The organism is Corynebacterium sp. MSK012 (assembly GCF_030232435.1).
GTDB lineage: Bacteria > Actinomycetota > Actinomycetes > Mycobacteriales > Mycobacteriaceae > Corynebacterium > Corynebacterium jeikeium_D.
The window spans coordinates 39,499-61,812 of sequence record NZ_JASPJU010000002.1; the positions used below are offsets into that span (position 1 = coordinate 39,499).

18 protein-coding genes are annotated in these 22,314 nt (G+C 59.7%); 5 read left to right on the forward strand and 13 right to left on the reverse strand.

Annotation, left to right across the window (positions count from 1 at the left end; all coding sequences use genetic code 11):
• From QP977_RS01430 to gatC, 4 genes are all read right to left on the reverse strand, one after another.
• Window positions 1–801: an ABC transporter ATP-binding protein gene (locus tag QP977_RS01430; protein ID WP_049172090.1), complete on the reverse strand. Its 801-nt coding sequence runs from the start codon at window positions 799–801 to the stop codon at window positions 1–3.
• The gene (locus QP977_RS01435; RefSeq protein WP_370449368.1) at window positions 802–1,869 is read right to left on the reverse strand and encodes a FecCD family ABC transporter permease; all 1,068 of its coding nucleotides are present in this window, start codon (window positions 1,867–1,869) and stop codon (window positions 802–804) included.
• A 115-nt stretch (window positions 1,870–1,984) separates the two neighbouring features.
• Window positions 1,985–3,499, reverse strand: coding sequence for an Asp-tRNA(Asn)/Glu-tRNA(Gln) amidotransferase subunit GatA (gene gatA / locus QP977_RS01440; RefSeq protein WP_049172086.1), 1,515 nt, complete (start codon window positions 3,497–3,499; stop codon window positions 1,985–1,987).
• Window positions 3,500–3,514: 15 nt separating this feature from the next.
• The gene (gene gatC, locus QP977_RS01445) at window positions 3,515–3,808 is read right to left on the reverse strand and encodes an Asp-tRNA(Asn)/Glu-tRNA(Gln) amidotransferase subunit GatC (protein WP_005509328.1); all 294 of its coding nucleotides are present in this window, start codon (window positions 3,806–3,808) and stop codon (window positions 3,515–3,517) included.
• Window positions 3,809–4,035: 227 nt separating this feature from the next.
• Between gatC and QP977_RS01450 the strand changes: the two genes are divergently transcribed.
• Window positions 4,036–4,701, forward strand: a complete 666-nt coding sequence (locus QP977_RS01450) for an ACT domain-containing protein (protein WP_048735304.1) — start codon at window positions 4,036–4,038, stop codon at window positions 4,699–4,701.
• Between the two features lie 144 nt (window positions 4,702–4,845).
• Entirely contained in the window at window positions 4,846–7,212 is a 2,367-nt protein-coding gene (locus QP977_RS01455) for a glycogen/starch/alpha-glucan phosphorylase (protein ID WP_069358818.1), read from the forward strand.
• Window positions 7,213–7,250: 38 nt separating this feature from the next.
• Here QP977_RS01455 and ligA read toward each other — a convergent pair whose 3' ends face one another.
• Window positions 7,251–9,371 (reverse strand): NAD-dependent DNA ligase LigA, encoded by a 2,121-nt coding sequence (ligA, locus tag QP977_RS01460; protein ID WP_101738712.1) that lies wholly within the window; start codon window positions 9,369–9,371, stop codon window positions 7,251–7,253.
• A gap of 96 nt (window positions 9,372–9,467) precedes the next feature.
• Between ligA and QP977_RS01465 the strand changes: the two genes are divergently transcribed.
• Together QP977_RS01465 and QP977_RS01470 are read left to right on the forward strand one after the other, a co-directional pair.
• The gene (locus QP977_RS01465) at window positions 9,468–10,136 is read left to right on the forward strand and encodes a 3'-5' exonuclease (RefSeq protein WP_069358819.1); all 669 of its coding nucleotides are present in this window, start codon (window positions 9,468–9,470) and stop codon (window positions 10,134–10,136) included.
• A gap of 139 nt (window positions 10,137–10,275) precedes the next feature.
• The gene (locus QP977_RS01470) at window positions 10,276–11,436 is read left to right on the forward strand and encodes an ATP-binding protein (protein ID WP_147765737.1); all 1,161 of its coding nucleotides are present in this window, start codon (window positions 10,276–10,278) and stop codon (window positions 11,434–11,436) included.
• 5 nt (window positions 11,437–11,441) lie between these two features.
• Here the strand turns inward: QP977_RS01470 and QP977_RS01475 are convergent, their stop codons facing one another.
• The 8 genes from QP977_RS01475 to QP977_RS01510 form a co-directional block, all read right to left on the reverse strand.
• Complete coding sequence (locus tag QP977_RS01475) at window positions 11,442–12,494, reverse strand: uroporphyrinogen decarboxylase/cobalamine-independent methonine synthase family protein (protein ID WP_147765739.1); 1,053 nt, start codon at window positions 12,492–12,494, stop codon at window positions 11,442–11,444.
• Complete coding sequence (mnmA, locus tag QP977_RS01480; RefSeq protein ID WP_070437874.1) at window positions 12,491–13,630, reverse strand: tRNA 2-thiouridine(34) synthase MnmA; 1,140 nt, start codon at window positions 13,628–13,630, stop codon at window positions 12,491–12,493. The genes QP977_RS01475 and mnmA overlap by 4 nt, the downstream gene beginning before the upstream one ends.
• 63 nt (window positions 13,631–13,693) lie before the next feature.
• Complete coding sequence (locus QP977_RS01485; protein WP_049194138.1) at window positions 13,694–14,845, reverse strand: cysteine desulfurase family protein; 1,152 nt, start codon at window positions 14,843–14,845, stop codon at window positions 13,694–13,696.
• 252 nt (window positions 14,846–15,097) lie between these two features.
• Window positions 15,098–16,042 carry an electron transfer flavoprotein subunit alpha/FixB family protein gene (locus QP977_RS01490; protein WP_016422471.1) on the reverse strand — a complete coding sequence of 315 codons (945 nt, stop codon included), beginning with the start codon at window positions 16,040–16,042 and terminating at the stop codon, window positions 15,098–15,100.
• Between the two features lie 54 nt (window positions 16,043–16,096).
• On the reverse strand, window positions 16,097–16,882 hold the full coding sequence (locus QP977_RS01495) for an electron transfer flavoprotein subunit beta/FixA family protein (protein ID WP_284847073.1): 786 nt from the start codon (window positions 16,880–16,882) through the stop codon (window positions 16,097–16,099).
• Between the two features lie 337 nt (window positions 16,883–17,219).
• Window positions 17,220–18,404, reverse strand: coding sequence for a THUMP-like domain-containing protein (locus QP977_RS01500; RefSeq protein ID WP_049194092.1), 1,185 nt, complete (start codon window positions 18,402–18,404; stop codon window positions 17,220–17,222).
• 54 nt (window positions 18,405–18,458) lie between these two features.
• Window positions 18,459–19,298 carry an NUDIX hydrolase gene (locus QP977_RS01505; RefSeq protein ID WP_070652910.1) on the reverse strand — a complete coding sequence of 280 codons (840 nt, stop codon included), beginning with the start codon at window positions 19,296–19,298 and terminating at the stop codon, window positions 18,459–18,461.
• Window positions 19,299–19,304: 6 nt separating this feature from the next.
• On the reverse strand, window positions 19,305–20,141 hold the full coding sequence (locus tag QP977_RS01510) for an ABC transporter ATP-binding protein (RefSeq protein ID WP_048735276.1): 837 nt from the start codon (window positions 20,139–20,141) through the stop codon (window positions 19,305–19,307).
• Window positions 20,142–20,281: 140 nt separating this feature from the next.
• Here QP977_RS01510 and QP977_RS01515 point away from each other — a divergent pair, with 140 nt between their 5' ends.
• Complete coding sequence (locus tag QP977_RS01515; protein WP_049194095.1) at window positions 20,282–22,312, forward strand: alpha-1,4-glucan--maltose-1-phosphate maltosyltransferase; 2,031 nt, start codon at window positions 20,282–20,284, stop codon at window positions 22,310–22,312.
• Window positions 22,313–22,314: the final 2 nt, after the last annotated feature.

Below are 22,314 nucleotides of genomic sequence, written 5' to 3' on the forward strand. Positions count from 1 at the left end.
CTAGTTGATGGTGGCAGCATCCAGCTCGCTATCGATTGCGAGGTGGCGGCGGCCAGCGGGGGAATTGAGCTGACAGGATTCAACCTGAAAGATTTGGGCGACAAAGTCGCGGGTAAGCACTTCTGCGGGAATGCCGTCGGCCGCGATACCGCCGTCCGCGACCACGATGACGCGGTCGAAGTGGTTCATCACCAGGTCCAAGTCGTGGATCGCGGCAATGACACACGCTCCGCTGGAGCGGGCCAGACGGAGGACGGATTGTTGATGGCGCACGTCGAGGTGGTTAGTGGGCTCGTCGAGAAGCATGATTGGCGAGTCCTGGGCGATGGCACGCGCCAGACACACGCGACGACGTTGCCCACCCGAGAGTTGCCCACACAGGCGTTGCGCAACCGCTTCCAACCCCACGAGCTCCAGCGCACGGTCGACGTGGGAATTGTCCTCGGCGGTGTTGCCACCAAAAAGGCGCTGGTAGGGCAAGCGCCCCAGGGAGACAAAGTCGCGCACGCGCATTTCGGCGGGTGGAACCTCGTTTTGCGCGACGAAAGCCAGATCGCGGGCGCGGTGCTTCGAGCTGATTGAGCTCATCGATTTGCCGTTAATCTCGACCTCGCCCGTGGCCGGTTTCGTGATTCCACCGAGCGCACGCAGCAACGTGGATTTACCCGCGCCGTTAACACCAATGATGGCGGTCATGGGTTCTGCACCGAAGTTGAGGTTGACTCCGCTGACAATGGTGCGCCCAGCGATATCACAGCGCATATCTTTAGCGGCGAGTACAGATTTTGGTAGAGCGCTCATTTACTCAGCACCTCCGTAGCTGTAGTGCGAGCGGCTCATGAGGTAGAGGAAAAGTGGTGCGCCAACCAATCCCGTGACTACTCCCAGCGGCATTTCCTGGCTTCCGCCCACTACGCGCGCGATGATGTCCACCCAGATGAGAAACAGTCCACCCATGAGGGCAGCAACCGGTAGGACAACGCGGTGCGTGGCCCCTACCAAGATGCGGGTCAAGTGTGGAATCACCAGGCCGACAAACCCGATGCCGCCAGAGACCGCAACGAGCGTGCCAACGAGGACAGCCTGGAGCACAAATACCTGTGTGCGTAGCCGAGAAACATCAATACCTACGGCCGCTGCGGTGCTCTCACCAGTTGCCAGCGCATCCAGATGACGGGCTTTGACCAGGAAAAACAACAGTACTGCGATGAGGACAATGAGCGGGAAGAGCGTCTTCAGCCATGTCGCACCGGCAACAGAGCCCAGCATCCAAAACATCACGGACTGCGCGGCCCTCGGGTCTGGCCCAGCGAAGACCATGAAGCTACTCAGCGCGGAAAACGCAGCGGAGAGCACAACGCCGGAGAGCACCAAACGCAGCGGAGTCAGCCCACCGCCTGCAGTGGCGAAAGCACCGACCGCGAGGGTGGCCATTACTGCACCGAGGAGTGCACCGAATGTCAGCGGCGCGATGGGGCTACCGGAGAAAGCACCAAAGATAATCACCGCGGTCGCACCGGCACCGGCGCCGGCGGAAATACCTAGCAGATATGGGTCTGCCAACGGGTTACGGACCAATGTCTGCATAGCCACACCGGAGACAGCTAGCCCCGCCCCTACAATCGCTGCGAGAATACCCCGGGGAGCGCGGAGATTCCAGACGATGGTGTCCGAACTGGCGGGCACAGATTCATCGAGCTCAATGCCGAAGATGTGATGCGAAATGACCTGTGTCGTGGTGGACCAGGTGATATCCGCCGAGCCGAAGACCACCGCAGCGACCAGACTGACGGCAATGGCTATGACAATGACCAGCCCATAGATCCAAGGCATAAACCGCGGTGGGTTTTTAAATCTAACTCTCTCCATGTTTGCGTTCCTGCGTATGTATGAAACTCTCCCCGACACGACAACAACCGCCGCTCTCCCACTTCAGTGAGAAAACGACGGTTGCAGAAAACCGACTAAGGCTTATTGAGCGTCTTTATGCAATCGAGCCGCGAACCTTTTCGTAGGCAGCGCCGACCTTGTACAGACGATCGTCACCGTGGCGCGGAGCCATAATCTGCAGGCCTACCGGCAGGCCGGTGTCTTCAGCCAGGCCCGACGGCACGGACATGCCACACATGCCGGCCAGGTTGAGCGGCAGAGTACACAGGTCGAACATGTACATGCTCAGCGGGTCGTCAACCTTCTCGCCCAACTTAAACGCAGTGGTCGGAGTGGTCGGCGAGATCAGGACATCTACCTGTTCGAAGGCCCGCTCGAAGTCCTGCTGAATCAGGGTACGGACGCGCTGTGCCTGGATGTAGTAGGCATCGTAGTAACCGACCGATAGCGCGTAGGTACCAATGATGATGCGTCGCTTAACCTCATCGCCGAAACCAGCGGCACGGGTCATAGCCATGACCTCATCGGCCGAGTGCGAACCGTCATCACCAACACGCTGGCCGTAACGCATGCCGTCGAAACGAGCCAGGTTGGAGCTGACCTCACACGGCAGAATCAGGTAGTACGCGCTCAGTGCGTGGTCGAAGTTCGGGCAATCGACCTCGACCACCTCTGCGCCAGCTTCCTTAAGCTTGTCGACGGCCTCGTGGAAGCTGTCCAGTACGCCGGCCTGGTAACCCTCGGTGCGGTCGAACTGCTTGACGATGCCGACCTTAACCCCCGTGAGGTCACCGGTAGCACCTTCCTTGGCAGCAGCAACCACATCGGCAATCGGCTGCTCCGTGGAAGTCGAGTCATTCTCGTCGTGACCAGCAATGATTTCGTGCAGCAGCGCGGTGTCCAGAACGGTTCGCGCGGTCGGCCCACCCTGATCCAACGAGGAGGCGCAAGCGACCAGGCCGTAGCGGGATACCGTGCCATAGGTCGGCTTCACGCCGACCGTTGCGGTCAGAGCTGCTGGCTGACGAATCGAGCCACCGGTGTCAGTACCGATAGCCAGCGGAGCCATACCGGAGGCCAGCGCCGCGGAAGAGCCACCACCGGAACCGCCTGCGGTGCGCTCAACATCCCACGGGTTGTGAGTCGGGCCGTAAGCGGAGTTTTCAGTCGACGAGCCCATGGCGAACTCATCCATGTTGGTCTTACCCAGAATTGGGATGCCAGCTGCACGCAGCTTGGCAGTAACCGTTGCGTCGTAAGGGCTCATGTAGCCCTCGAGCATCTTGGAAGCGCAGGTGGTCGGCGCATCGGTGGTAGTGAAGACATCCTTCAGCGCCAGCGGAACACCGGCCAGCGCGGAGGCCGGCTCCTCGCCAGCATCCAGCGACTCATCGACCTTGCGAGCTGCAGCCAGGGCCTCTTCGGCACCGACGTGCAGGAATGCGTGAATGTCCTCATCAATTGCCGCGATACGGTCGAGGAACGCCTGGGTGACCTCTACCGAGGTCAGCTCACGAGCGTGAATCTTCTGTGCGAGCTCAAAAGCGCTCAGCCCCAGAATCGGGTCCTCAGCAACAGCGGCATGCAGGTTCGGGTTAGCTGCAATCATTTCTTCCACGTACTCCTACTCGCCGAGAATCTGGGGAACTTCGAAGCGCTGGCGGTCCTGCGACGGCGCCTGGTCCAGCGCCTGCTCCGCAGTCAGCGTCGGCTTGACGACGTCCTCGCGCATCACACCGGACAGCGAAGAGGGGTGACTCATCGGTTCAACATCATCCGCAGCCACCTTTTGAACGGCCTGGACGTGGTTAATAATGCCGTCGATCTGACCGGCGAACTCGTCGAGTTCCGCGTCAGTCAGAGCCAGACGGGACAATCGCGCTAGGTGGGCGACCTCATCGCGTGAGATAGCTGGCACGCTAGTACCCCTTTCATTTCTTCGTACGAAGCTAGTGCACAGAAGTTTAGTTGAAACTGATTTTGAACCGCGCGAGCGGGCTGTACTTGCCAACAGTAGTCGTTGTCGCCAAGTAGTTGTCCGCAGGGTCTTACATTTCAAAGGTTTACCCTGTAGCCTAAATCACTACTTCTATAGTTACACCGCAAGCATCACTATCAATTATTCGAAAGGTTGTGCACACAGCCATGAGTTACCTCCTTCGCATCCAGCTTCCCGACGAACCAGGCGCACTTGGCTACGTCGCGGCTGCCCTGGGCGAAGTAGAAGGTGATATTCGCAGTGTCGATGTCGTAGATTACGGCGCTAATGGCGTTGTTGTCGACGACATCGTGGTTGACCTGCCCATGGGCCTGCTCCCAGACACACTGATTACGGCGGCTCAGTCCATTAGCGGAGTGGAAGTCGATTCAATTAGGCCTTTTTCCGGCTCGGTCGACCGCCGCGGACAGATTGCGCTGCTGGCCAAGTTCTCACAGCACACGAAGAATTTGGATCGTGCCCTCGGAGATGTCGTCGACGGCCTGCCTCAGACTATGACTGCCGGCTGGGCTATCGTCCTCGGCGAACAGAGCGATGGCCGGTGGGTACGTCGCGCTTCCTCTACCGCTGCTCCAGAGGATAACGGCCGGACTCTGCCGGAAGCCCCGATTGACTCGCCACGAAACCTGGATCCGGACGAAGAAACGTGGCTTCCGGAGGACTGGACGGTTATGGACTCCTCCATTGCCGCTACCCCAATGGGCAAGGGCCTCGTTCTCGTTATTGGCCGGCCCGGCGGGCCAGACTTCCTGCCAAGTGAGGTTGAGCACTTGGGACGTATTGGCACGATTGTCGGTGCGATTATCGACTAGCAGCGGCTAGTGGGCTGCTCCCTTCTGTGGGCTGCTCCCTTCTGCTCGAAGCTCTTACCCTATGGCTCCTCCCCTATGGAGCGCAGTGATTCACGCTTAGCGGTAAAGTCTGGAAATGATACCAGTCAATAAGGAGCTTCTTTGATGTCGAACTTGAGTGACCTCGTCGGATCCCACGTGCGTGCCGAATCCGGCCGTGTCCCCCAGTCGTCCACTGAGATGGAATTCTGGTCCGGTCTGTCACGGGTTGTTGTCGATGACCTAGCGGACAACTGGCAGCGCACCACGGAGGCATACGCTGCTACCCGCCAGCAGCACTACTTCTCCGCCGAGTTCCTCATGGGTCGCGCCCTGCTGAATAACCTGCTCAATGCAGGTCTGGTGGATGAGGCCTCTGCTGCCGTGAAAAAGTACGGCAAGAATCTGACAGACGTGCTCGAGGCTGAACACGACGCCGCTCTCGGTAACGGTGGCCTGGGTCGTCTGGCCGCCTGCTTCCTGGATTCCTGTGCCACGCAGAATCTGCCGGTGACCGGTTATGGCATCCTCTACCGCTACGGTCTGTTCAAGCAGACCTTCGAAGATGGCTTCCAGGATGAGCACCCGGACCCGTGGATGGAAGAGGGCTACCCCTTCGTCATTCGTCGCGAGGAACTGTCCAAGATTGTCACCTTTGATGACTTGGTGGTGCGCGCTGTTCCATATGACATGCCAATTACCGGCTACGGCACCGATAACGTCGGCACGCTGCGCCTGTGGCACTCGGAGCCGATGCGTGAGTTCGACTATGACGCCTTCAACTCGCAGCGCTTCACCGACGCCATTGTCGAACGGGAGCGCGTCCATGACCTGTGCCGCGTGCTCTACCCGAATGACTCGACCTATGACGGCAAGGTCCTGCGTGTCCGCCAGCAGTACTTCTTCGTCTCCGCTTCGCTGCAGACGATGATCGATTCTTACATCGAGAATCACGGCGAGGACCTGCGCGATTTCCACAAGTACAACTCCATTCAGCTCAATGACACCCACCCGGTGCTCGCTATCCCAGAGCTGATGCGTCTGCTCCTGGATGAGCACGATATGAGCTGGGACGACGCCTGGAACGTCGTGTCCAACACCTTCGCCTACACCAACCACACCGTTCTGGCAGAAGCGTTGGAGACCTGGGAATACTCCATTTTTGACCGTCTCTTCGGCCGCGTTCTGGAGATCACCCGCGAGATTGACCGCCGCTTCCGCGAAGACCTGGCGGAGCGCGGCTTCGACCAGGGCAAGATTGACTACATGGCGCCGATTTCTCACGGTCGCATCCACATGGCGTGGATCGCCTGCTACGCCGCGTACTCCATCAACGGTGTTGCTGCCCTGCACACGGAGATTATTAAGCGCGAAACGTTGAAGGACTGGCACGATATCTGGCCGGAGCGCTTCAACAACAAGACCAATGGCGTCACCCCGCGCCGCTGGCTCAACCAGTGCAACCCGCGCCTGTCGGCACTGCTGACTCGCCTGTCGGGTTCGGACGCCTGGGTCACTGACTTGGACAAGCTCGCTGAGCTCGAAAAGTTTGCTGACGACGAGGCCGTGTTGCGTGAGATTCTCGACATCAAGCACGAGAACAAGAAGGACTTCGCCACCTGGCTGGAGCACCGCCAGGGTATTTCGGTGAACCCGGACGCCATCTTCGATACCCAGATTAAGCGTCTGCACGAGTACAAGCGCCAGCTTCTCAACGCGCTCTACATCCTCGATCTCTACTACCGCATCAAGGAAGACCCAGCGCTGGACGTGCCACCGCGCGTGTTCATCTTCGGTGCCAAGGCCGCCCCAGGCTACGTTCGCGCGAAGGCCATCATTAAGTTCATCAACGCTATCGCGGACAAGGTCAATAACGATCCGGACATGGACGGTCGCCTGCAGGTCGCTTTCGTTGAGAATTACAACGTCACCCCGGCAGAGCACATCATCCCGGCCACCGACGTCTCCGAGCAGATTTCCACTGCCGGTAAGGAGGCTTCGGGTACCTCGAACATGAAGTTCATGATGAACGGCGCACTGACGCTGGGCACCATGGACGGCGCAAACGTCGAAATCGTCGACGCCGCCGGCGAAGAGAACGCCTACATCTTCGGTGCGCTGGAAGAGGAGCTGCCGGAGCTGCGTCGCACCTACAGCCCGCGTGGCACTTACGAAACGGTGCCGGGGCTCAAGCGCGCGGTCGATTCGCTTGTCGACGGCACTTTTGCTGACGGTGGCAGCGGAATGTTCCACGACCTGCACTTCTCGCTGCTGGAGTCCAACGGGTACGAGCCAGCCGATGTCTACTACGTCCTCGGCGACTTCGCTGACTACCGCGAGACCCGCGACCGCATGGCCGAGGACTACCGCGACGAGCTGGCGTGGGCCAAGAAGTGCTTCCTGAACATCATCCGTTCGGGCCGCTTCTCCTCCGACCGCACTATCCGCGATTACGCCAATGAGGTCTGGAAGCTGGAAGAGACCAAGATTTAGGCCCGGCTGGGTCAAATCCTGGCTGGGCCAAGCCCCAGCTAGGCCTGACCAGTTTCCAGCAATCGCTTGAACCCATCCTCGTCGAGGATGGGCAAGCCCAGCTCCTCGGCCTTTGTGGCCTTGGAACCGGCGTTTTCGCCAACCACCACGTAGTCGGTCTTCTTCGACACCGACCCTGCGGCCTTACCGCCACGGGAGATAACGGCTTCCTTCGCGCTGTCGCGAGTGAAGTCCTCCAAAGAGCCGGTGACTACCACGGTCAATCCCTCTAGCACCTGATCTGGACGATCGGCGACCTCATCGGCCATACGCACACCGGCAGCTTCCCAGCGCTCGACAACCTCGCGGTGCCAGTCCACCTCGAACCAGTCAGCCACGGAATCGCCGATGATCTCGCCAATGCCATCGATGGCCGAAATCTCCTCGCGGCTCGCAGCGCGCAGCGCCTCCATCGAGCCGAACTTCTGTGCCAAGGTCCGCGCCACTGTTGGACCCACATGACGAATGGACAGGCTGACCAATACGCGCCACAGCTCTTTATCCTTAGCTGCCTCGATGTTGGCCAACAGTTTCTTACCATTGGCGTTCAGGGTTTTCCGCGAAGCCGTAGTGTAGACCTCAGTGCCGAGCAAATCTTCCTCGGTGAGGTCGAAGAGGCGGGACTCGTCGGCAAGCACGCCGCGATGAATCAAATCGGCAGCGCCCCTCTCCCCCAGGTTTTCGATATCGAACCCGGAGCGGGAGGCGAGGAATTCAATTCGACGCCGCAGCTGACCTGGACAGTAGCGGGTATTGGGGCAACGCCAATCGGCATCGCTGTCCTTTGCCGGAGCCAAACGAGTACCGCACTCGGGGCAGAGAGTCGGGTAAATGTACTTTCGCTCGCTACCATCTCGGAGATCGGCTACGGGGCCGAGTACCTCTGGAATCACGTCACCGGCCTTGCGGATGGTCACACGGTCCCCGATGAGCACACCCTTTCGGTGCACCTCGGAAGGGTTGTGTAGCGTCGCCATCTCGACAGTTGACCCGGCCACGAAGACCGGCTTCATCACGGCATATGGCGTCGCACGACCAGTTCGGCCGATGGAGACTCGAATGTCCAGCAGGTCCGTGGTGACCTCTTCTGGCGGATACTTGTAGGCAATCGCCCAGCGCGGCGCCCGCGAGGTCGCGCCCAACGCGCGCTGCTCGGAAAGGGAGTCAACCTTGACCACAAGCCCGTCCATCTCGTGGATGGCGTCGTGGCGGTGCTCGCCCCAGTACTGCATCTGCTTAACGACGTCATCCGCGGAATGAACCTGCTTTGTATACGGCGACACGTGGAAACCCCACTCGTCCAAGGCACGATATGCCTCGTGCTGGGACTGTGGACGCCAGCCCTCGATATGACCAATTCCATGGCAAATCATGGACAACCGGCGCTTGGCCACTTCTGCAACATCCTTCTGTCGCAGGGAACCGGCGGCGGCGTTACGGGGGTTGGCAAACGGCTTCTGACCCGCTTCGACGCGATCGGCGTTGATGCGTTCGAACTCTTCCAACGAGATAAAGACTTCACCACGCACCTCGAGCACGTCGGGGATGTTCTCGCCGCTGATTTCATGCGGAATATCTTCGATAGTGCGCGCATTGGCGGTGACGTTCTCCCCCACGCGGCCGTCTCCGCGGGTGGCCGCCCGGACAAGGCGGCCATTCTCATAGACCAGATCGATAGACAGGCCATCGATTTTCAGCTCGGTCAGATACGTGCTGGCCGGGGTGCGGGCCAGCCAGCCGCGCAACTCCTGCTCATCGAAAACATTGTCCAAGCTGTAAAGGCGTTCGAGGTGCTCAACAGGCTCGAACACTTCCCCGTCGGCAGGCGTGTCGACCTGCGCACCGACCTGCTGCGTGGGGCTGTCCGGCACCACCAGATCGGGCCACTGCTCCTCTAACCGCTGCAGTTGACGGAACATCTCGTCGTATTCAGCATCGGAGATAACCGGCTGCGCGGTGTAGTACAGCGCAGCGTTTTCACGAATGCGAGTTGCTAGATCTTGCCACTTCTCCCGGACGTCCGCCGGCGCTGGCTCGGAGGCGGGGGCGCTGGAAAACGAAGACAAATCGGAGGTTGACAGGTCGGAGTTCTCATCGGTCGAGGAAGTCACGTCGCTCATTCTATGTCATTGCCCGGATGCGCCGGAGGACACGGAAATTCTCTTGACCTTGTTCCTGCCCCTCAGCGAATCCGCACTCTCCGCTACAGTTGAGACATGCATAATTTCGATCCGCGACGCATGCTCGCGTTTGATCTGGAGACTACCGGCACGGATCCTCGCACCTGCAAGATTGTCACTTCCGCACTGGTCCGACTGACTGAGCAGGGCAAAGATTCCACCATCATGCTCGCTAATCCCGGTGTCGAAATTCCACAAGCTGCGTCTGATGTGCATGGCATCACCACTGAAAAAGCTCGCGCGGAGGGGCGCCCGCACGATGAAGTGCTAGCGGATACCATTGCCGGCCTTCGAGCTGCCTGGCGCGATGGTCTGACCGTAGTGGCCTATAACGCGGCTTATGATCTGACGGTACTGCGCTCGCAGGATCCCAGTTTTACTGTTGACGGCCTCGTCGTCGACCCCTTTGTGCTGGATAATTACGTCGACCCAGAACGTCGTGAAAAACGCACTTTGACTGATGTCTCCCGCCATTATCAGGTGCGCCTGGACGGGGCACATGATGCCACCGAAGATGCTCTGGCGGCTGCGCGCATCGCATGGGTGATGGCGCGCCACTACCGGGAGCTAACCGAAAAATCAGGGGAAGAGCTGATGGAGCTGCAGGCCGTCGCGTACTACCAGTACAAGAAGAACCTGCAGCAGTACCTGACCGAAAAGGGTAAGGATACGTCGGACTTCACCTTCGGGTGGCCGATGGACTGAGCAGCGACCCCTTCACCCTCCCCGGCTCTCCCAATATCCAGAGTTTTGTGATTATCCAACGGAAACCGAATATCCAAATTTCGGCGGGATATCCAAGTTATCCAAGTCGATGTGGATTATCCATTGCTATTATTGATGCGTGACCACTCGCAGCGACAAGGCCATCTCCATCCCACGCAATCCTTTCCACCCCACATTCGGCCGATCCCCGGCCATCATCGGTGGGCGCGATGTCGAGCTGGACTCGTTTGAGCTGGCTCTGGCGGAAGGCCCCGGTAATCCCTGGCGAACCGCGCTAATTTCCGGTACCCGCGGAATCGGCAAGACGGTACTTCTCAACGAGTTTGAAGCCGCAGCAAAGCAACTGGGATGGATTGTGCTGCGTGCTCACATCGGCTCTGAAATGATTTCTGAGCTCACCGATGTCACCATTCCGCGCGCTTTCAGTGCCATTGACAGTGCACCGACGGGCAACGGCCGTCACCTCACCGGCCTGTCCATCGCCGGCATTGGCGGGTTTAAGACGGAAGTCAGCACTTCTCAGCCCGAGCCCGGCAGGAATCTGCTCAGCCAACTTCAGGATCTCTCGGCTCTCCTCATGCCACAGGGATCCGGCATCTTGCTCACTCTCGACGAGGTGCAAAGTGCAGAACCCGCACAGCTCAACGAAATTGCCCATGCAATCCAGGACCTAAATCGCGACGATGCGGAGATTGCCTTTGTCGCAGCCGGGCTGCCCAGCGGTATCGAAGACTTGCTCCAGCTAGAGGGCGCAACATTCTTACGCCGTGCCGAGCGCGTGTCTCTGGGCCGATTGGACTTGGAGACCACCAAGGACATCATTCGCAGAACTGCAGAACTCGGCGAACGCGCGATGACCGAGGATGCCGTCGAGCTGGCCGCTGAACTCAGCCACGGCTACCCGTATCTCATACAGACCATTGGCTCAGTCGCTTGGGCTAAGGCCAGGTTGGCCCACTCGGACACCATTACCGCTCAGCATGTCTCGGATGCCGCAGCGGAATCCATCCGCCGCATCGGGCTGCAAGTTCATGCGCCCAGCCTGCGGAAAGTGCCACCTCGCCAGATTGATTTTCTCAAAGCGATGGCGCGCCTCTCCCCCAATGGAAAGCCCGTGGCCACGAGCGCCATCGCAGAGACCATGGGACGCAAACTCTCTGGCATCTCACAGCTTCGCCATGACCTGATTTACCGCGAGTTGATTGTGTCAGCGTCGACGGGATACGTGGAATTCACACTTCCCTACTTCGCCGACTACCTCAATACGCTGGTGGAATAAGGTCGCTATTCGTCGCGAGCCAAGTCACCGGCTGCCCGACGAAGAAGTTCCGTGGCATTACGGCCTGCGCCGAGTTGCGCCTGTGCTTCTTCATTGGAGCTGGCAGCAAAGCCGCCCATCGGCGCCAGATTCAAGCTCTCAGCAATCTGTAGGCGCGAATAGCCCAGCTCATCCCAGAACAGCGCTGCTTGCTCAGCGAGTGCTCGAGCCGGTGTCGCCATCGGGACGCCCGTGTGCTCTTCTCGCTCCGTGACCGTCACTGGCACAATACCCAGCTCCAGGGACATATCGGCACCGACCACGGCAGCCGCAAAATCCAGTTGCTGCGTGGTGGTCAGTTCTTTGCGAGGTAGCCACACTCCGGCCGCACCGGAATCCGCCAAGGCCTGAACAGCCAGGCCATCGGGGCTCGACAGCGCGATGGTCACTTCGATGTCGTCGTCACGCAGCGGCCCCGTGACCTCGAGGAAGATCTCCGCGATCTCGCGGTGCCCCTGGGCGGGGAGATAGCCCGCGTTGCCCATCAGCATGGACGGAGCCTTGATCTTGCCCTGTACGACTGCGCCGAGTGCGGGTTCTGCCAGAAGTACCTCGATGTCGCTGTCGAAACGCCGACGGACATCGGCGATGTGGGAAGCCAATCCCGCGGCCAGCGACTGCGCGAAGTACTTCACGGCGCCGCGGTCAACGGCGATGAGATGGCCTGCGGCATTTTCCACCGAAGTCGCCATCGTCCATGGGCCGAGAGCGGTCAGGCGAATCTTCTGCGGGGTGCGTCCCCACGCTTCCTCGCACGCGTCGATGTCTCGGTGGAGATAATCAGTGGCCAAGGCACTCGCGCGACCACGACGGTCGGCGACTTTCCAGGAGCGCGCTCCCCTGTCCACGACGAGGTCAGCCATGAGGGCGGCCGTGCGACCGACGGCATCGGCGCCGAACCCACGGGCGGGCAACGTCGGTAGCGTGAGGTGACCTTCCAGGCATTCGCCAATGACAATCTCTGCCGCCTCGTGTGGATTGCGGCCCGGCATCGGGCCAAGGCCGACAAAGGAGGTCACGACAAGTCCTCTTCACGGGCGGTCGAGACAATCGTGCCGGAGCCCAGCACGTAGTCGCCCGCAGTGTCAGTGTGGTACAAAACAGCGGCCTGGCCAGGAGCGACACCACGGAGCGGATCGCTCAGGCGCAGCCGGAAGGCGCCACCGCGTCCGGTGATGTCATCGTCAGGTCCTGCCAGCACTTCAATACGGCAGTCGATGGGGCGACCGTGCGCACGCACCTGCACCTGCAGCTTGCCGGCCTCCGAGGCAGCGAGTACTTCATCCGGGTTGGCCAGCCAGATGGCACGGTCGGCCTCGAGCACGTTGACATTCAAGTCCGCAGCCGTGCCGATTGTCACCGTGCCGGTCTCTGCATCAATGCCGGTGACATAGCGCGGCTTGCCATCCGGCATCGGCCCCGCCAGGCCAATCCCCTTGCGCTGACCAATGGTGAAACCGTAGACACCGTCGTGCTCAGCGACGGTGTCGCCAGTTTCCTTATCCACAATGGTGCCCGGGCGACGGCCAATCTTCGCGCCCAGGAACGCCTTGGTATTGCCATCCGGGATGAAGCAGATGTCGTAAGAGTCCGGCTTGTTGGCAGTGCCTAGTCCCATCCCGCGGGCTTCTTCACGAATCTCTGGCTTCTCGGTGTTTCCTACCGGGAACATCGAGCGCTGCAGCTGCTCGCGATCCAGCACGCCCAGGACATAGGACTGGTCCTTCTTCGCATCGCGGCCGCGGCGCAACAGGCCGTCGTCGCCAAGCAAAGCGTAGTGCCCCGTGACCACAGCGTCGAAGCCGAGCGCGATGCCGCGCTCTAGTAGAGCGGCGAACTTGATGCGTTCATTGCAGCGCAGGCATGGGTTCGGCGTCTCGCCGCGCTCGTAGGAGTCGTAGAAGTCATCCATGACCTCTTCCTTGAAGCGCTCGGAGAAATCCCAGACGTAGAAAGGAATGCCCAGCTCATCGCAGACGCGGCGGGCATCGCCGGAGTCCTCTAGCGAACAGCAGCCGCGGGATCCGGCGCGAACGGACTGCGGATCTTTCGACAGCGCCAAGTGCACGCCGACGACCTCGTGACCTGCGGCCAATGCACGCGCCGCAGCCACGGACGAATCCACACCACCGCTCATTGCTGCAAGAACTCGCATTGCGTTGCAACCTTTCCCCTCTAGATTTTGTGCACGTGTCACCGTACCACCACGGGGCAAAAACTAAGCCATGCCAGCACGCCGCGCCCGCTCGACCGTTTCCGGCAGCGCCGAAATGACGGCGTCGACATCCGCCTGCGTCGAGGTGTACCCCAGCGTAAAACGAATCGACGACCGCGCTTCCGGCTCCGAAACGCCCATCGCCATCAGCACGTGCGAGGGACGATTAACGCCCGCGCTACATGCCGATCCCGTAGAACAGTCAATTCCCGCCGCATCGAACAGCATGATCAAACTATCGGCCTCCGCGCCCGGGAAGCTGGCGTAGACATGCCCCGGCAAAGCGAGCTCGCTGGTGTGGATAATCGCACCGTCGATGTGCATGATTGCCCTGATGAGCTGCTGCGTCAGACCGCGGATTCGCTCATCGTCCGCCGCCATCGTGTCCACCGCCGCGCGCAGTCCTGCCGCCATGCCCGCCGCCGACGCCACGTCCTGCGTGCCCGAACGCAGTCCGCGTTCCTGCCCGCCGCCGTTGTTATGCGGGGTAAGTTTCGCTTCACGACGAACAAGCAGCGCCCCAATCCCACGGGGACCGCCGAACTTGTGCGCGGAGATGGCCATTGTAGTGGCGCCACTTGCGTGGAAATCAATGGGCAGATGTCCGGCTGCCTGCACAGCATCGATATGGAAAGGCACGCGAGCATCCTTCGCCCGCTTGGCAATCTCCTCCACCGGCTGGATGGTGCCGGTCTCATTGTTCGCCCACATGCACGTCACCAGCGCGGTGTTCTGCCGACTCATCTCCGGGAACTGCACCATGTCAACGCGACCATCAGCACCTACAGGAGCCTCAACAATCTTGGCCCAGTGTTCCTTTTCCAGATGGTGGCATGTCTTCAACACTGCATCGTGCTCGATTGGTGGAACCACAATGTCCGAGCCAGAGGCCTTGAAGTACAGGCCTGAAATCGCTAGATTGTCGGCCTCAGTTCCACCGGAAGTAAAAACTACCTCGATGGGATCGGCACTGAGCAGCTCTGCAATTTCTTCTCGGGACTCTTCCAGAACCTTTTTCGCAATGCGTGCGGTGGCGTACTGCCCCGAGGGGTTGGCCAGACCTAGGTTCTCGACCATTGCCGTGCGCGCTTCTGGGCGCAATGGTGTAGTCGCGGCATGATCCACAAAGTAACGGGTCTTCGCAGCAGACTTCATTTCACTCTTCTCGTCCGGAGCGGCAACGATGTGGTCATTAAGCATGCAGGCAGTATAACGCTGCGTGCGCCTTATGCTCACTATCCGCCATAGTTAAACCTCACTGTCTGCACGAACAGATGAGTAGGACCAAAAAATGCTCGGGGCGGGAACAGACAGGAAATCTGTGCCCACCCCGAGCGGGTAGTTGCTAGCCGAGTTGACTCTCGGCCAGCAGCCTTACGCAACTAGCAGCCTTAAGGCAAGTGCGTATTACTTCAGGTTCTCGATAGCCTGCGGGACAACGTCGAACAGGTCACCGACGACACCGAAGTCAGCAATCTCGAACAGCGGAGCCTCTTCGTCCTTGTTGACCACAACGATGGTCTTGGAGGTCTGCATACCTGCCTTGTGCTGGATAGCACCGGAAATACCCAGAGCAACGTAGAGGTCCGGGGAAACGGTCTTACCGGTCTGGCCAACCTGGAACTGACCCGGGTAGTAGCCAGCGTCAACAGCAGCACGGGAAGCACCAACAGCTGCGCCGAGAACGTCTGCCAGCGGCTCAACAACGTTCTTGAAGCCATCCTCGGATGCGACACCGCGGCCACCGGAAACAACCAGCTTAGCCTCGGTCAGCTCCGGACGGTCGCCGCCCTCAGCCGGTGCGAAGGAAACGATCTCGACAGCGTTGTTGCCGATCTCTGGGAATGCAATCTCGGTAACGTCAGCGGAACCGGACTTCTCCTCCGGGTCAACGGAGCCCGGACGCAGAGCGTAGACCGGGGATGCGCCGTAGCCGACACCGTCGACGATGTACTCGCCACCGAAGATGGAGTACTTAACGGAAGCGTCATCGTTGATAGCAACAACGTCGGACAGCAGACCGGAACCGGTCAGCGCAGCGACGCGGCCAGCGATTTCCTTGCCGGTTGCGGAAGCGGAAACCAGCACCGGAACCTCACGCTCGGAGGCCAGGCCGACGAGAACGTCAACCTCAGGGGTGATCAGGTACTTGTCGGCATCGTCGGACTCAGCAGCGAGAATCTCGCCAGCGCCGTAGGAGGCCAGGGTGTCTGCGAAGCCAGCAGCGGTACCCGGGGTACCCACGACAACTGCGGCCGGGGTGCCGAATGCGGAAGCAGCGGTCAGCAGTTCAGCGGTGGTGTTCTTCAGCTCGCCATTTGCGTGCTCGACGAGAACGAGGACGTCGGTCATAGTGATCTTTCTCCTACTTGTATCTCTATTTGTCTTCTATTCGCGTCAAGCGCCTTAGATGAACTTCTGGGCCTTGAGGTACTCGGCCAGCTTGGCGCCGCCGTCTCCCTCATCGTTAATGCGCTCACCAGCGGTCTTAGCCGGCTTCGGAGTGGAGCCAGTGACACCGGTAGCAGCGTTTTCGAGACCAACCTGCTCTGCCTCAGCAGCAACATCGTCCAGAGTCAGCTCGGTGACCGGCTTCTTCTTAGCGGCCATGATGCCCTTGAAGGATGCGAAGCGCGGGCTATTAGCCTTCTCAGTGACGGAAACGACTGCCGGCAGGGATGCCTTGAGCTGGTAGATGCCGTCTTCGACCTCGCGCTCACCGGTGATGGAGTCACCGTCGATAGCGACGAAACGCAGGTGAGTCAGAACCGGGAGGTCGCGGTAGACACCGAGGATAGCCGGGACGGAAGCGGTGCCACCGTCGGTGGAGGCGTTACCGGTGACGATGAGGTCAACATCTTCGAGGGTGTCAATGACGTTGGACAGAGCCCATGCGGTCTGAACAGCGTCGGAACCTTCAAGTGCGTCGTCCGAAAGAATGACGGCGTCGTCTGCACCCATGGACAGAGCCTTGCGCAGTGCCTCGATGGCACGATCCGGGCCAACAGTTGCGACGGTAACGTTTCCGCCGTGCTCTTCCTTCAGCTGCAGGGCAGCCTCAACAGCGTTCTCATTAATTTCGTCGAGAACTGCGTCTGCAGACTCACGATCGAGGACAAACTTGTCATCGGTGAGCTTACGCTCGGACCAGGTGTCCGGAACCTGCTTGACCAGAACCACGATGTTCGGCATTTTTCTGTCGTCCTTACTGGTTGATTACTGGTGAACGTTTATCTGACCTTACTTCGCAAGCCGCCTCACAATAAAGTGAACCAGGCCACGCTCTAGGTCGTCTGTGTTGAAGATAACAGAACCTATCGCCAATGCGAAGGTGATCCAGATAACAATGTCGTTATTTTTTTAAATTTTTTTCTACACCACGAGCACAGCCCGCCCGCCAACATGCTATTTCCGCATGTCAGACGTTAATAGTACGCAATCAACTGCAGCTATCTCCGCAGTATTCGCCGACAGCAAACACCGATCCCCAACGGGCTACCCCCACCAGTTTTCCGTCGTAAAGCGGTCCTTAACCGATCTCCCGGGGCTGACAGATAAACGCCGTCGCGCTCCGTCCGATGCGCGTGACAACCACCGCCAATGCCCTGGAGCCCTTAAGTTTCCACTGCTTGCGCAACGCGTCGGGGTTGGCGTCTACCCCGCGCACGAGAATCTCCACCGATCCGCAATCCAACGCTGCCAGTGCCTTGCGAACCTGCTTCAACCCCACTTGCTCAATAACTTCGAACCCGGCAATCCCCTGCGGCAAAACATCGCCACTGACGTGCGCAATCCGCTCATCGAGCTGCCAGAGCCCATGCGCCGCCGCAAAATGCCGCACCAGCCCGGCGCGCACAATCGCCCCATCCGGATCAATGATGTACCGGCCGGCAGCGCGCACATCGACGTCGTCAGGCATGGTGTCGTCGTAGGTCTGCACGTCCACCGCCGACAACTCTAACGGCCTGTGCTTATCGACGGTCTGGATAACCATCGCCGATCGCGTTACGGATTGCCCATCGGTAACTCCGGCCAGCCCCGGCGTATATAGACACGCCTCCTTGACCGCACCGTCCACCGAAGTGACAGCCACTTCCCCGCTCCACTCGCTGAAGTCGAGGCCCGGCGCACATTTGATAGCTAGTTCTTTGTCGGGCCAGGCGGCTATGAGCGCCGGCAGCGACGGGAGCAAGTCCTCCGGGTTGGTGATCCTGCGGCCCCCGGAGCGGCGTGCAGGGTCAGCGACAATGACGGGTGCGTCAAAGGCCGGTTGCAAAGCATCGGCCTGCGCGAAAATGTTCTTGCCGACGTTATGCCGCGCCATGGCCAGCCGTGCAAGGTCGAGATCAGACCCGACGACGGTCAGGCCCAGGTGGTCAATTGCTGCCACTTCAGTACCGATGGAGCAGGTCACATCGGCCACTGCTTCGACACCGAGATGCGCAAGCCTACGGGCGCGAGCCATCGCGACGACAAAGGGCGTGGCCTGTTGCGCTGCTTCGGAAGAGAAGATCCAGTCCCCTGGCAGTTTGCTGACCGCCGAACGCCGAGCTGCCGCGACCTCAATGACCGCGCGACCAAACTCGCCACAGTGTTGGCGTAGATGCGCGGAGTCTGCAATCAGAGACTTTTTAGTGAGCGCGAGCTGGTCGGCCTCATCTAGCCACTTCGGGTGAGCAGCAACAGCGGCCACCTCTGCAGCGGACAGGGACACTCGTTATCTCCTTCCAACTAGGGATCAGCCGGTTAACGGGGGTTGAGTAGTCGGCTAACGGTTCATACCTTTGCGCAAATGCCCCATGTGGGTGGCAACGGCAAAGTACTCATCCATAAAAGGTTCCCCGAGGAAGTCACTACTGGTGCGTCGCACCGGAGTGTTTCTGGCCGCCTCGAGAGCCTCCGCCACAGTACCGACACCGTCCAAACGAGTCAGTTGCGCCCAGGTCGGAGGCATGAGGCCAAGTAGCCCACGGCGCCATCCATCCAAAATCGTAGTCGGGCGGAACCAGCCTGAAGATGATGCCTCAGAGGTGTCACCGTCGGCCCTTTGACCGTCGGGAAGCGCGGCGAGGAAGAAATAGGTGTCGTAGCGAATGGGGTTGGATTCGGGTGTCACCCAGTTAGCCCAAGGACTGACGAGTTCGGCATCGAGCGCCAGATTTTCATTGCTAAGGAAATCCGTCAACGACAACTCGTGGGCTTCCAGCTGTCGTCGCTGACGGTGGAAGCGGTGGCCATCTGCGACAATCTCACCGCCAGCATTGCGAACCAACAGAGTGCCTGTTTCCTCAAAGGTCTCACGCACGGCCGCGCAGGTGAGCGCGTGCGCCCGCGCGCGACCGACGTTAAAAGCCTGCGCGATCCGCGACTCGGGGTCGGCTTCCGACGGCTCGGTCACGGCCATGACCTCATTCGCGACAGCTGGGAAATCACGCTGGTCTACTCCACCGCCGGGGAACACGGTCATGTTGGCCGCAAAACGCATTGAGGATACGCGTTCTTGAACGTAGACCTCGAGCCCGCAGTGGGTGTCGCGGAGCAGCAACACAGTCGCAGCCAGTTTCGGCGACGCGGGTGTATTCGGGGTTTCAGGTGTCGGAACCGCCATGAGCGTCTACTTCTTCCGGTGCTTTCCAGCAGGCCGTGCCCGGCGCGCAAAGTAGCGATCATCGATGCGATCGACGACGATTTCCTGGTGGAAAGCCTTGGTCAGGTTCTCACTGGTCAGGACGTCGTCAATAAGCCCCTGTGCGATGACATTGCCTTCGTCGAGGAGCATCGCATGGGTGAAGCCGTACGGAATTTCTTCCGGGTGGTGCGTAATCATCACCATCGCCGGCGCATCCGGGTCGAGTGCGAGTTCGCCTAAGTAACCGACGAGGTCCTCGCGACCGCCGAGGTCGAGTCCGGCTCCCGGCTCGTCGAGAAGCAGCAATTCGGGGTTGACCATCATGGCTCGTGCGATGAGTACGCGCTTGCGCTCTCCCTCACTGAGAGTGCCCCAGGTGCGGTCTGCAAGATGCTCAGCACCCATGCGCTCGAGAATCTCGGAGAGCTGTTCGAAATCCATCTCTTCATAGGTCTCACGCCAGCGCCCCAGGACGGAGTAACTGGCGGAAATAACAAGGTCCGCGACCTTTTCGTCATTGGGAATGCGGTGAGCAATCGACGATGATGTCAAACCAATCATGGTGCGCAGATCACGCATGTCGGTGCGCCCAATCTGCTCGCCCATCACATGGGCCACCCCTGAAGACGGGAACTCCTCCGCTGCAGCAATGCGCATCAAAGAAGTTTTGCCTGCACCGTTCGGCCCCATGATGACCCAGCGTTCGTCAAGTTCTACTTGCCAATCGACCGGCCCGACCAGCGTACGGCCACCACGGATGAGGTTTACGTCGCGAAAGTCGAGTAGCAAATCTTCGTTAAAGTCTTCTTCCAATTCAGCCACACATCCATGGTGCCCTAACTTTGCCCAAATGTGCGCTTGGACATTCTCATCTATCCTCGGTAGAGAGCAAATCGAGTTCACTCGAGATGGTTTTGCTTCGATTTTCACCTAGCTCGCCGACAATTAGGAGAACGTCTTTTATGACTGGTCGAATCGGTATTGATGACATCCGTCCTCAAATCAACGGTGGTGCAACTCCATCGAAGGCCGTAGTGGGTGAAGTCGTCCCAACGTTCGCCGTCATTTGGCGAGAAGGCCACGACGCGATGAACGCCACGCTCAACGTCAAGGGGCCGAAGGAATCAGCTTTTGCTTCCCGCTCACAGCGCATTCCAATGCACTTTTCTGACCATGATCCAAATCAGGTCAATGCCACCTTCGTCCCAGATGTTCCCGGGCTGTGGACCATTCGCATTGATGCCTGGTCCGACCCGATGGCAACGTGGCGCAACGCTATCACCAAGAAGTTCGAGGCAGGTCAGAGCGAAGCTGAACTCGCTAATGATCTAGAAATTGGCGCCGCTCTCTTCGACCGCGCCGCCGCTGGTGCCGCTGCTATCCACCGCAACCACCTACGCTCCATCGCCGCAGGTCTGCGCGGCGACGGCGATCTTCGCGCCCGCATTGCAGCCGCGCTTTCCGACGAGACCCGCGCCATTTTGCAGGCGCACCCGGTGCGCGACCTTTTGACCCGCGGAAAGACCCGCAAGATCAAGGTTGACCGCCGCGAAGCCCTGTACTCCTCTTGGTATGAGTTCTTCCCCCGTTCCAACGGTGGTTACGGCGAAAATGGCGAGCTGCTGCACGGCACATTCAAGACTGCGGTTGCACAGCTTGATCGCGCTCAGCGCATGGGCTTCGACACGGTCTATCTGCCCCCGATTCACCCAATCGGTGAAATCAATCGCAAGGGTCGCAACAACACCCTGACCCCGGAACCGGGCGATGTCGGATCTCCGTGGGCTATCGGCTCCGCAGAAGGTGGCCACGACGCCATCCACCCGAGCCTCGGTGACGAAAAGGACTTCAAGGAATTCATCAAGGCTGCTAAGGAGCGCGACCTCGAGGTCGCTATCGACCTAGCGCTCCAGTGTGCACCGGACCACCCCTGGGCTAAGGCTCACCCGGAGTGGTTCACCGTGCTGCCGGACGGCACCATTGCCTACGCCGAGAATCCGCCGAAGAAGTACCAGGACATCTACCCGCTGAATTTCGACAACGATGCCAAGGGCCTGTACGCAGAGGTTCTGCGTGTAGTGAAGTTTTGGGTCAAGCGTGGAGTCAAGGTCTTCCGCGTGGATAACCCCCACACCAAGCCGGGCAACTTCTGGGAATGGCTGATTGAAACCGTTCACGAAACCAACCCGGAGGTCATCTTCCTCGCCGAGGCCTTCACCGCCCCGGCCCGCCTCTACGGCCTGGCCAAGGCTGGCTTCACTCAGTCCTACATCTACTTCCCGTGGAAGACTACGAAGGAAGAGCTGACCGAATTCGGCGAGGAGATTACCCGCCATGCGGACATCGCTCGCCCATCCCTATGGGTCAATACCCCCGATATTCTGCATGACTTCCTGGTCAAGGGCGGCCGTGGCGCCTTCGCCATCCGCGCCGCGCTGGCTTCAACCCTGTCTCCGCTGTGGGGCATGTACTCCGGCTTCGAGCTGTTTGAAAACGTTCCGGTCAAGGAGGGCTCCGAGGAGTACCTCGACAGCGAGAAGTACCAGCTCCGCAGCCGCGATTACGACCAGGCACTGGCCACCGGCAACTCGCTGGAGCCGTTCATTGCCACGCTGAACAAGATTCGTCGGGAGCACCCTGCTCTGCAGCAGCTGCGCAACTTGCACTTCCACGACATCGACAATGACAACCTGCTGGCTTACTCGAAGCTCGATCCGGTCACCGGCGATGCCATCCTCGTTGTTCTCAACCTCGATCCGTGGAATGCCCAGGAAGCTACCGTGCACCTCGACATGGATTGCATCGGGCTCCGCAACCACGACCGCATGGATGTCACTGACCTGATTACCGGCAACCAGTTCAACTGGGGCAAGGACAACTACGTCCGCCTGGCACCGTGGGAAAACGTTGCGCACATCATCAAGCTGCCGGAAATCGATGTCAAGCTCCGCCACAAGTTGGCTTGGCGCGACGTCCCCGACTACGAGGGCTAGAA